This window comes from Streptomyces spongiae, assembly GCF_009377185.1.
Lineage (GTDB): Bacteria > Actinomycetota > Actinomycetes > Streptomycetales > Streptomycetaceae > Streptomyces > Streptomyces spongiae.
Genome location: NZ_VJZC01000370.1, coordinates 1 through 9,905, shown reverse-complemented (window position 1 = coordinate 9,905; position 9,905 = coordinate 1). Strand labels below are relative to the sequence as shown.

Below are 9,905 nucleotides of genomic sequence, written 5' to 3'. Positions count from 1 at the left end.
TCCGTCACCCCCGCCGCCCTCCAGGTAATCGGCCTCAGCAAGAGCTACGGCGCCACCCCCGTGCTGCACGACATCAGCCTCGACGTGCAGCGTGCGGAGACCCTCTGCCTGATCGGCCCCTCGGGCTCCGGCAAGTCCACCCTCCTGAAGTGTCTCAACCTGCTGGAGACGCCCAACTCCGGTGAGATCTGGCTCGGCGAGACCTGCCTGACCGCGCCGCACGCCGACGTCGATGCAGCCCGTTCCCGTATCGGCATGGTCTTCCAGCACTTCAACCTCTTCCCCCACATGAGCGTCGAGCGCAACGTCACGCTCGCCCTGACCTCCGTGAAGGGCATGGGCCGCGAGCAGGCCCGTGCCCTCGCACGCCGCCACCTCGACGAAGTCGGCCTGGCCGCCTTCGTCGACCAGCGGCCCAGCCGGTTGTCCGGCGGACAGCAGCAGCGCGTCGCCATCGCCCGCGCTCTCGCCATGGAGCCGGAGGTGATGCTCTTCGACGAGGCCACCTCCGCGCTCGACCCAGAACTGGTCAAAGACGTGCTCGCCGTGATGCGGGACCTCGCATCGGGCGGCATGACCATGGCCGTCGTCACCCACGAAATGGGCTTCGCCCGGGAGGCCGCCGACCGCGTCGCCTTCATGTGCGACGGCCGCATCGCCGAGATCGACACTCCCGACCGGATCTTCGAGCGCGCCGACCACCCCCGGCTGCGCCAGTTCCTCTCCCAGGTCCTGTGAACCGTCACTCGGCCGTCATCTCCACCGTCGTGCGAACCTCCCTACCATCAGAAAGACCAGATCATGCACTTCACTTCGCGCAGATCACTGCTCGCGGGCACCGCGGCCGCCACCTTGCTGCTCTCCCTGACCGCCTGTGGCGGCGCCACTGAGGCGGCGGACTCCCCGGCCGCCAAGTACGAGCTCGTCCAGAGTGGCGTGATCACCGCAGCCACCCAGGCCGAGCAGCCGCCCTTCGCGATCACCGACGCCGCGGGCAGGCCCACCGGCTTCGCCGTCGACCTGATGAACGAGGCCGCCAAGCGCCTCGACCTGAAGGTCCAGTACAAGTCCACCACCCTGCAGGGCATGCTCGCCGGCCTGTCGGCCGGGCAGTACGACATAGGCGTGGCCGGCGTCGGCGCGACCGCCGAGCGCAAGAAGCAGGTCGCGTTCACCACCCCCTACTACTGGGGCTTCACCGACGTCCTGACGCTCAAGGGCGGCAAGGAAACCGCTCTGCCGGACTTCTACGGCAAACGGGTCGGCGCCGTCAGCGGGTCCGTGCAGGAGGTCTTCGTCAACCACGAGATGGGGAGAGCGAAGTTGGTGAAGTTCAAGGACCAGACCGCGCTGATCACACAGCTGCTCTCCGGAGGCATCGATGCAGCCGTCCTCGGCGGTGCCAGCGCGGACGCGTACGTCGCGAAGGAGCCGGTACGTATCGCCGTCAAACTGGAAAGCCTCCAGGGCAGCGCCTTCCCGATGCGCAAGGACGCTGACCCGAGGCTGCTCAAGGACATCGACGCCCAGATCGACGCGATGATCGACGACGGCACCTACGTCAAGCTGTACAAGAAGTACTTCCACGACCCGGTCGCCGCCGACCTGATCAAGGAACGCCCGAACCTCGCGAAGCAGGTCATGAACACCGACCTGGCCCCCGTCCAGGACTGACACAGCGGTGGGGACCGGCTGACAGTTCCTCGTCACCCGCTCCACGAGGAAGCCTCCAGGTCAGGGACCTGGAGGCTCTCTCGTATCCAGACCGGTGGGCATGCCTCGCAACGAAAGGCGCACCGTCAGAGGCCTTCGTACCCCCGAGGCGACCTCACCCCGTGGCAGATCTGCGGCCTCAAGAAGCTGTCGGAGGGCAGGAATCTGCGATGCCCGACGGCGAGGAAGCGAGCCAGGACCAGATGCCGAAGACCTTCCCTTACGCGGATCCGATCGTCGTGGCACGCCAGCTCGGGCACAAGACCGTTCCGGTGTTGACCGACGAGGTCGGCCACGGCGGTGGCATGGACAACCCGGCGGCGGGCGGCAGCCTGGCCGCCCGCCGATACGGGCGTGGGTGTTCAGCGGGACGATGCCTCGTGTGAGGACGGTCCGCGTTCGGGCCGCCTCAGTCATCCTCAGCTCGAGAAGGGAACCGCGTCGGCGGCGGACGTGTGCCAGTTGGTGACGATCGGCTTGTTGACGACGAACGAGCCGACGTTCAGGGAGACCGGGTTCGGGTCGTCGTTGGAGACGGAGACGATGAGGCCGTCCAGCTCCTTGCCACCGTCCTCGTTGGCGGTCTTCGGGTTCACGCCGGCGTAGGCGGTGACCCCTGCGCGCAGCGTGATCTCCTCACCCACGGACTGCTCCGCGGGCCCGGCTTCCGTTCCGTCCGATCCGAAGGCCACGACCGGCAGCGCGGCGGGCATCACGCAGGTGATGCCGGACTTGGCCTTGGCCTTGATCAGGAAGTAGCCGCCTGCCTGGGACTCGGAGCTCACGCTCCAGGAGATGTCGTTGGTCCCGCAGCTCTGCCCGTAGCCGGTCTTGTCTCCGGACGTGTCGTCGCCGTCCGTACCGGACTTGTCCGATGAGCCGCTTCCCGCGGCCCCGCCGCCGGAAGACCTCGAAGCGCCGGAACCGCTGCTTCCGCCGTTGGTGTCCCCACCCTGGCCGCCGCTGGACGCCGTCGGGCTCGCCTGGTCCGATGCCAGCGACGAGTCCGTCGCTGACGACTTGTCATCGCCCCCGCACGCCGTCATCAGCAGGCCCGCGCCGAGTACGGCGGTGGTGGCGAGGGCGGCGCGCAGGCGACGGTTCATTACGGATTTCCCTTCCAAAACGACAGATACGGGGCACCAGATGATCGGTGCCGCGCGTTAACGATCATAAAGACGATCACTTCTGACTGTCGGTTCGCCTCGTCTCACGCCCAGGACGCCGCTGTCACCCGCCCGTGACACAGCGTCGGTTGAGAGGTCGAAGTACTCACGCGCACGTCGCCGGAGAGGGCTGTGCAATCGCGAAAGGCGCCCCGAGCCGGACCAAGGGGCAGGTCTACACGCATGAAGGGCCGCAGGACTTCGTCACCCCGTCCGCGCTGACAGAGGCAGAGATCGCACAGACCATCGCCGACTTCGCCGACGCGGCACGGAACGCCGTCGAAGCGGGTTTCGACGGAGTGGAGTTGCACGGCGCCAACGGCTACCTGATCCACCAGTACAACGACATCGACGAAACGGACCGGGCGGACCTGGAGGCCACCTACACCGCCCTCGTCGGCGCCCTCGCCCCGCTCGGTCTGGCCCACCTGCACCAGATGGAGTCACCTGAGGTGCGCGACCTGGTGGTCCGGCTGCGCAAGGCCTGGCCGGGCACCTTCATCCTCAACCCCTTCAGCGGCATGGAGCCCACTGGACCCGACGCGCTCGACCTCATCGGGGACGGCACCGCCGACCTGATCGCCTACGGCGGTCTCTTCCTCGCCAACCCCGACCTGCCCGCCCGCCTTGCCGCCGGCAGCCCCTCCAACACCCCCTGCAACGCGGGCGCCCGCCACTCGGCGGGCACCCGCACCGACCAGGGGTTCGCGGGAGGCTCAGCGCTGCTGAAGGAGTACGAGCATCCCGACGGGTGACCTTGTCGCAGTCGTGCCCGTCACCGGTTGACACGATTCAGGCTGGTTCGTGTTGCGTTTGCGGTTGCGGGACCGGTGCGGTCCTCGGTTCCCACGATGTGGTCGTCCGTACGTAGCCGTAGATCACTGAGGCCATCGCCAGCAGGAGAAGCGGTCCGTAGACCCACGGATGCCGGGCCATCTCCAACGGCAGGTAGCGATACGACACCAGGAGCGCGGCGAAGACTGTCGCGCCGTAGGCGACCAGCTTGGCCCCTGAGGGGTCCCAGCCGCGGTCGTACGTGCGCAGAGCTGCCTCGATCGTGAGCGTGAACACCACGCCGGCGATGAGATCCACGCCGTAGTGGTAGCCGAATCCCAGCGTTGCGCAGAGCGTGGCGATCAGCCAGAACGTGCCTGCGTAGCGCAGAATCCTCGGGCCCTTCCGGGAATGAACGAAGATCACGGTGGCCCACGCCGTGTGCAGGCTGGGCATGCAGTTGCGTGGGGTGATCTCGTCGAACGGTATGGAGTGCGGGGTATTGACCGGCGGCGGCGTTTGCGGCCACAGATCGGCCACCGCCCAGTTCACGGTGGGATGCGCCTCCGCCCACAGGCTGACCGCCGCCCAGTGCTCGGTGCCGTTGCCGTACGCGAAGATCGGTCCGACCACCGGGAAGATCATGTAGATGGCCGGCCCGAGGACGCCTATCACCAGAAAGGTGCGCACCAGATGGTGGCCCGGGAAGCGGCGCTCGACCGCCACGTGGCGCAGTTGATACAGCGCGACGACGACCGCGGCCACCGCGAGCTGACCGTAGACGAAGTCGAGGAAATTGAAGCCGATCGGGCCGGTGGCCGTGACGATCCGGCCTACCAGCCACGAGGGGTTGCCCAGCGCGTGATCGGCGGTCGCCAGGTACGGGTCGAGCACCGCTGGGCGGGTCTTCGAGGTGATGATCAGCCACAGGTCTCCGGTCTTGCGGCCGGCCACCAGCAGCAGGCCCAGCCCGACGCCCTTCAGCAGCAGAACACGTTCCCGGCCGGTGCGGCGCGTGACGGCGATGACCGCAAGGCCCAGAATCACCCACAACGCGCCGTTGCCGAAGGGGTGGCCGCCGGTCGTCGTGGCGCCGACCGCCCGCCGGACCAGCAGGAAGACGACGTCGATACCGATCGCGGCACCAACCGCGATGAACCGTTGCCGCCAGGGGAGCACCACCAGTGTCAACGCCATGCCGGCGTACAACAGCGGCCCCGATTTGGGCGCGAACACCACCTCTCGCGCCTGGTTGGTGATCGGCCCGGGCAGGCCGTAGCGATGCGCGGCGATCTCCATTGTGATGAGGAATCCGAGGGTCGCCACACCCGCCACGGCCCAGAGTCTCGCCCGTGGTTGACGCCATACGGAGAACGCGATTCTGCGGTTTGTTCGCGAAGATATTCGCGATTTCTCAGGTCTCAATTTTTCCCACGGCTCCAGGCTCCGGACTCCAGGCTCCGGTGAGGCTCCCAGCAGAGGAAGACGGAAGGATCACGGCCCGGGTTCCGGTACCCGCTCGCGGGCAGCGGCAGCGGGGCTCGTGGCCGGCCACCCCCTCACGGAGCTGGAGTTCTCCCGCAGTTCAGCAGAGGGTTCATCGATCGAGTGGGGCGAGGCGGGCCTTGAGCAGGCAGAACTCATTGCCTTCGGGGTCGAGAAGGACATGCCACTGCTCCTCCCCTGTCTGGCCGATGTCGGCCGGGCGCGCACCGAGCTTCAGAAGGCGTTCGAGCTCGGCGTCCTGATCGCGGTCGGTGGCGTTGACGTCGATGTGCAGCCTGGACTTCCCCGGCTCCGGCTCATCCCTGTAGCTGAGGATGATCGTCGGCTGCGGACCACCGAACCCTTCGCGCGGCCCGATCTCCAGGGTGCCGTCGTCCTCGCGATCGAGCACGACGAAGTCCAGGACCTCGCACCAGAACCGCGCCAGCAACTCAGGGTCGCGGCAACCGAGCACGAGCTCACTGATCCGACACGCCATGACGAAACCTGCTCTCAGCCTGGGAACTGCCTGCCGGGGAGGCCGCACGCGAACCTCATGCGCTCCCAGCAGTGAAAACAATCCCGCGACCGTACCGGACGAGGCGTGCACGGGCGACAGGTTTTCAGGGCCATCTGCGCGTCGCGGTGAGCCCCGGTCACCGGGCTGCGGGATTCGTACGGGGTGCAGGTGGCGTGGGCGGCTTGGGCGATGTACGGGCCGCCAGGTCGAGCAGTTCGTCGACCGGCCACTGGTCGTAGACGTGCTCGCCGTACTTGGCGGCGAGGACACGGCCGTCGGGTGCGATGAGGAAGTCGGCGGGAAGGCCGAGCCGGCCGCCGTGCGGGCTGGTCGAGGGCAGGTGCTCCCGTCCGCGGACGACCTCCCGTACGCCGCTCAGGACCGCCCCGGCGATCGGTAGCCAGGCTCGCGGGCTGAGCAGGGCGCGGGGCGACCGTTCCACGCCGAACTCCGTGTACAGCCTCCTGGTCGGGTCGGCGACCACGGCGAACGGGAGATCGGTCGTGTGGGGCAGCAGTTCCTCGGTGGGCGAGTGGAAGACCACGACCTCGCGTATACCGGCGGCCTCGATCTCCCGGTGACGCCGTGTCACCGACCGCAGGTGCAGGTTGCAGACCGGGCAGCCGGCGAACCGACGGAACTGGAGGTGGATCAGCCGGTCGGGGTCGGGAACGGCGACCTGGTCGCCGGAGACAGCGGCGAGACTGCGTTCGTTCACGGTGGAACCGGGCTCCACCACCACGGGACATGCGCATGAGCGTTCCCCTCCGTAAGCGTACGGCATACGCTTACGAGGATAAGCGTATGCCGTACGCTGTCAACCGTCATGCCACGCCCACGTTCCCTCACCCCCGATCAGCTCGCCTCGGCCGCTCTCGCCGTCATCGACCGCGACGGGCTCGCCGCGCTGTCGATGCGCGCCGTCGCCCAGGAGCTCGGCATGAGCACCATGGGGCTCTACCGATACGTGCACGACCGCGAGGAGCTCGAAAGACTCGTCGTCGAGCTCGTACTGAGCGCCGTGGACTCCGAGCCGCCGGATCCCGACGCGTCTTGGCGCGAGCGAATCGAGATCATGGTGCGGCGCCTGCGCGACACCGTCGGCGCCCATCCGGCGGTCGTCCCCCTGACCATCACCCACCGGCACCACTCCCTGGGAGTACTGCGCTGGTCGGAGACCGTGCTCGGCATCCTCGCCGAGGCCGGCGTCGCGGGCGAGCGGCGGGTCGTCGCCCTGCGTGGTCTGCTCAGTTACGTCATCGGAGCGATCCAGCTGGAACATCTCGGGCCCCTGTCCGGGCCGGGCACGACAGCCATCACCGAACTGCCGCCCGCCGAGTTCCCGCACATGATCGAGACCGCCCGGCACGCCCGCGACGTCGGCACCGACCAGGAGTTCGCGGGAGGGCTCGCCCTGCTGCTCGACGGCCTCGGCGGCGCTGTTCGCTGACGTCGTTCTCGGCGGCGTCGTCCTCGGCGACGGTCTCGCTCAGCAGGCGTCTCCCCTCTCCGCCGGCCCTTCTCAGGGCCGCGCCCCCGCCTCCCACCGGTGCCCGGCCCGTCCGAAACCGTGCATCAGCGCCACCGCCAGCGCGCTGACCAGCAGCAGCACGCTCATGTACAGGACCACCGGCCAGGGTTCTCCCCCGGCCGCCTCCAGCAGCGCGGTCGCGATGAGCGGTGCGGTGCCGCCCGCCAGCGCCGCCGCGACCTCCCGGCTGAGGGCCACCCCGCTGAACCGGGTCCTGGTCGTGAACAGGTCCGCCAGGAAGCCCGCCTGCGCGCCGAGCTGAACCCCCAGCAGCATCCCGCTCAAGCCGAACGCGAACCACACCCACCCGACCTCCTTGGTGTCCAGCAGCCAGAAGAAGGGGAACGCGAACGCGGCCGCGCAGACCATGGCCCCTCCGAACACGATCCGGCGGCCGACCGCGTCGCCCAGCGCCCCGGCCGGCGGCATCACCACCGCGCTGCACGCGAAGTAGATCAGCGCACCGACGAGGGTGTCCGTACGGGAGACACCGAGCTGCTCGGTGAGGTACGCGAGCGCGAACACCACCGGGATGTACGCGGCGACGTTCGGCCCCACACTGCTGACCATCCCGAGGAACAGGGTCCGTGGCGCCCTGCGGGCCAGCTCCACGGCGGGCGCCCGCGCGACTCCGTGCTCCCGCTTGGCCTTCTCGAACGCCGGGCTCTCGGCCACGCGCACGCGGATGTAGAAACCGGTCGCCGTGACCAGGATGGTGACCAGGAAGGGGATGCGCCATCCCCAGTCGAGGAAGTCGTCCGGGGGAAGCGTCGACACGGCGGCGACGGCCCCGGCCGAGAGCAGCGCGCCGAGCGCCGCGCCCGCCGGGGGGATGGCGGCGTACCGCCCGCGTTGCTCCGGCGTCGCGAACTCGGCCAGGGTGAGGGAGGCACCCGCGTACTCGGCGCCCGCGCCGAACCCCTGGATCATCCGCAGCACCACCAGCAGCGCGGGAGCCCACGCCCCGGCGGTCGCGTACGTCGGCAGCGCGCCCATCAGGGCGCTGGCCAGGCCGACGGTGACCAACGTGATCACCAGCATCCTCCGGCGGCCCAGCCGGTCCCCGTAATGCCCGATGACCAGCGCGCCGAGCGGCCGGACGGCGAACCCGACCGCGAACGTGGCGAAGGACGCCAGGGTCGCCGCGACCGGATCACCGGGCGGGAAGAACAGCCGGTTCAGGACGAGCGCGCTCATGGTGCTGAACAGGATGAAGCCGTACCACTCCAGCGCGGTGCCGATGGTCGTCGCCAGCACCACGCGCGTCAGCATGGACGGTCTCTCACCGCCCATGGGCGCGCTCGTCCGTCGACTGCTGCTCCGATGGGACCCTTCGCATTCGGCCACTCTGAGCGAGCGCCCCCGCCGACCGACCGAACCTCGCCGGTACCGGGGGCGCATACCCGTCGGACGAGGGACGGACGCTGTGGGCAATTGCCCTCTTTGGTGCGTTACCAGGCGAGGGCGTTGGCCATGGTCGACTGGAAGTACGTGACTCGGATCGAGTCGTCGACGTACACGCCCTTCGCGGGGAGCGACGGGGTGGCGGCGCCGGCACCGTCGTTGAAGTAGACCTCGAGGGACTTGGCCGTGTAGCCGTTGGAGCCGTTGCCGTCGCCGACCGAGAGCAGGACGCCCGCGTAGCCCGACTCGCCAGGGGCCAGCGTGACCACCGCCTGCGGCTTGGAGTCCTCGACGACCGGCGGGACGGACTGGGCCTCGCCGAAGCGGACCGCCGGATAGCCGTTGAGGTTGCAGTTCTTCGAGCCGGTGTTGGTGACGGTGAGGAGGAGGTGGTTCAGGGGGCGGGAGACCTCCGTGGCGGTCACGCGGGTGGAGGAGCTGGAGCAGGGGGTCCTGGTGGGCCCCGAGTCCTTGGAGCCCGTGGAACCGGTCGCGCCCTTGGAACCCGACGAGCCCGTGGAACCCGATGCGCCGTTGGAACCCGATGTGCCGCTCGAACCGGCCGTGCCGCCCGTCGAGCCTCCGGAGGTCGAGCCCACCTGGTCGGTCTGTCCCGCCCCGCTGGAGTTCCCCCCGTTCGCCTTGGGCGAGGTCGTGGACTCCGACGTGGACGCGGACCCCGTCGATGACCCCTCGTCCTGAACGCCCTGTCCGTCGCTGCACGCCGTCAGCGTCAGCGCGGCGGCCGTGAGCGCGGCAGCGGCGAACACGCGGGTGCGGTGGGTGCGGCGGGTACGGCGGGTACGTGTGGACATGTGAATCCCCCTTGTGCGGTACGGGTGTTGCGTGGGCCGCTCGACCGGGTGCCGGGAGCGGCGTGCTTGGATGGCCCAAGCTTGTGCGGTGATCCGTCCCGACCGCCATGACTGTGGGGGAATCCGGGACGCTGGAACGCTTTCGGTGCCTCTGACCAGGGGAAATGACCTCCCCTTGGAATGCGGGTCCGGGACGTGGGAGAGAGCGGAAGAGTGGCGGGAGACGAATTCTCGGAGCTGTTGGGCCGGTTGAAGGAGCGGTCCGGGCTCAGTTACGGGGTGCTCGGGAAGCGGCTGCACACGAGTGCGTCCACGCTTCACCGGTACGTCAACGGGGACGCCGTACCGACGGACTACGCGCCCGTGGAACGGTTCGCGCGGGTGTGCAAGGCGACGCCCGAGGAACTGGTGGAACTGCATCGGCGGTGGGTTCTCGCGGATGCCCTGCGGGGGCAGAAGGCGAGCGGGGTGTCTGGGGCGTCCGGGGTGTCCGGGGT

Annotated in this window: 11 protein-coding genes and 1 pseudogene; 6 read left to right on the top strand and 6 right to left on the bottom strand. The window is 69.0% G+C overall.

The window, feature by feature from the left end; genetic code table 11:
• The 3 genes from FNH08_RS34585 to FNH08_RS34575 all read left to right on the top strand — a co-directional run.
• Positions 1 to 738: amino acid ABC transporter ATP-binding protein (locus tag FNH08_RS34585; RefSeq protein ID WP_228034530.1), on the top strand; the 738-nt coding region annotated here is incomplete at its 5' end.
• Positions 739 to 801: 63 nt separating this feature from the next.
• Positions 802 to 1,674: a substrate-binding periplasmic protein gene (locus tag FNH08_RS34580; RefSeq protein WP_194238713.1), complete on the top strand. Its 873-nt coding sequence runs from the start codon at positions 802 to 804 to the stop codon at positions 1,672 to 1,674.
• 209 nt (positions 1,675 to 1,883) lie between these two features.
• Entirely contained in the window at positions 1,884 to 2,099 is a 216-nt protein-coding gene (locus tag FNH08_RS34575; RefSeq protein WP_152775476.1) for a hypothetical protein, read from the top strand.
• Positions 2,100 to 2,132: 33 nt separating this feature from the next.
• On the opposite strand, the gene FNH08_RS34570 is transcribed toward FNH08_RS34575, so the two are convergent.
• Entirely contained in the window at positions 2,133 to 2,819 is a 687-nt protein-coding gene (locus tag FNH08_RS34570; protein ID WP_152775475.1) for a DUF4232 domain-containing protein, read from the bottom strand.
• 224 nt (positions 2,820 to 3,043) lie between these two features.
• On the opposite strand from FNH08_RS34570, the pseudogene FNH08_RS34565 reads away from it, so the two are divergent.
• A pseudogene (locus tag FNH08_RS34565) lies at positions 3,044 to 3,634 on the top strand (oxidoreductase); the annotation flags it as partial.
• Between the two features lie 37 nt (positions 3,635 to 3,671).
• Here the strand turns inward: FNH08_RS34565 and FNH08_RS34560 are convergent.
• The 3 genes from FNH08_RS34560 to FNH08_RS34550 form a co-directional block, all read right to left on the bottom strand.
• Positions 3,672 to 4,952, bottom strand: a complete 1,281-nt coding sequence (locus tag FNH08_RS34560; RefSeq protein ID WP_265579819.1) for a phosphatase PAP2 family protein — start codon at positions 4,950 to 4,952, stop codon at positions 3,672 to 3,674.
• A 298-nt stretch (positions 4,953 to 5,250) separates the two neighbouring features.
• Positions 5,251 to 5,637, bottom strand: coding sequence for a VOC family protein (locus tag FNH08_RS34555; protein WP_152775478.1), 387 nt, complete (start codon positions 5,635 to 5,637; stop codon positions 5,251 to 5,253).
• 157 nt (positions 5,638 to 5,794) lie between these two features.
• Complete coding sequence (locus tag FNH08_RS34550) at positions 5,795 to 6,376, bottom strand: peroxiredoxin-like family protein (protein WP_322725977.1); 582 nt, start codon at positions 6,374 to 6,376, stop codon at positions 5,795 to 5,797.
• 108 nt (positions 6,377 to 6,484) lie between these two features.
• Between FNH08_RS34550 and FNH08_RS34545 the strand changes: the two genes are divergently transcribed.
• Complete coding sequence (locus FNH08_RS34545) at positions 6,485 to 7,108, top strand: TetR/AcrR family transcriptional regulator (RefSeq protein WP_152775472.1); 624 nt, start codon at positions 6,485 to 6,487, stop codon at positions 7,106 to 7,108.
• Between the two features lie 72 nt (positions 7,109 to 7,180).
• Here FNH08_RS34545 and FNH08_RS34540 read toward each other — a convergent pair whose 3' ends face one another.
• Together FNH08_RS34540 and FNH08_RS34535 are read right to left on the bottom strand one after the other, a co-directional pair.
• Positions 7,181 to 8,482, bottom strand: coding sequence for an MFS transporter (locus FNH08_RS34540; protein WP_228034529.1), 1,302 nt, complete (start codon positions 8,480 to 8,482; stop codon positions 7,181 to 7,183).
• Positions 8,483 to 8,640: 158 nt separating this feature from the next.
• Positions 8,641 to 9,408, bottom strand: coding sequence for a DUF4232 domain-containing protein (locus FNH08_RS34535; protein WP_152775471.1), 768 nt, complete (start codon positions 9,406 to 9,408; stop codon positions 8,641 to 8,643).
• A 213-nt stretch (positions 9,409 to 9,621) separates the two neighbouring features.
• Here FNH08_RS34535 and FNH08_RS34530 point away from each other — a divergent pair.
• Positions 9,622 to 9,905: helix-turn-helix domain-containing protein (locus FNH08_RS34530; RefSeq protein WP_322725976.1), on the top strand; the 284-nt coding region annotated here is incomplete at its 3' end.

Bases quoted from the DNA above. Each gene is read 5' to 3' on its own strand.
- FNH08_RS34570 (WP_152775475.1), bottom strand. From the start codon at position 2,819: ATGAACCGTCGCCTGCGCGCCGCCCTCGCCACCACCGCCGTACTCGGC.
- FNH08_RS34560 (WP_265579819.1), bottom strand. From the start codon at position 4,952: ATGGAGATCGCCGCGCATCGCTACGGCCTGCCCGGGCCGATCACCAAC.
- FNH08_RS34535 (WP_152775471.1), bottom strand. From the start codon at position 9,408: ATGTCCACACGTACCCGCCGTACCCGCCGCACCCACCGCACCCGCGTG.
- FNH08_RS34540 (WP_228034529.1), bottom strand. From the start codon at position 8,482: ATGGGCGGTGAGAGACCGTCCATGCTGACGCGCGTGGTGCTGGCGACG.
- FNH08_RS34555 (WP_152775478.1), bottom strand. From the start codon at position 5,637: ATGGCGTGTCGGATCAGTGAGCTCGTGCTCGGTTGCCGCGACCCTGAG.
- FNH08_RS34575 (WP_152775476.1), top strand. From the start codon at position 1,884: ATGCCCGACGGCGAGGAAGCGAGCCAGGACCAGATGCCGAAGACCTTC.
- FNH08_RS34580 (WP_194238713.1), top strand. From the start codon at position 802: ATGCACTTCACTTCGCGCAGATCACTGCTCGCGGGCACCGCGGCCGCC.
- FNH08_RS34545 (WP_152775472.1), top strand. From the start codon at position 6,485: ATGCCACGCCCACGTTCCCTCACCCCCGATCAGCTCGCCTCGGCCGCT.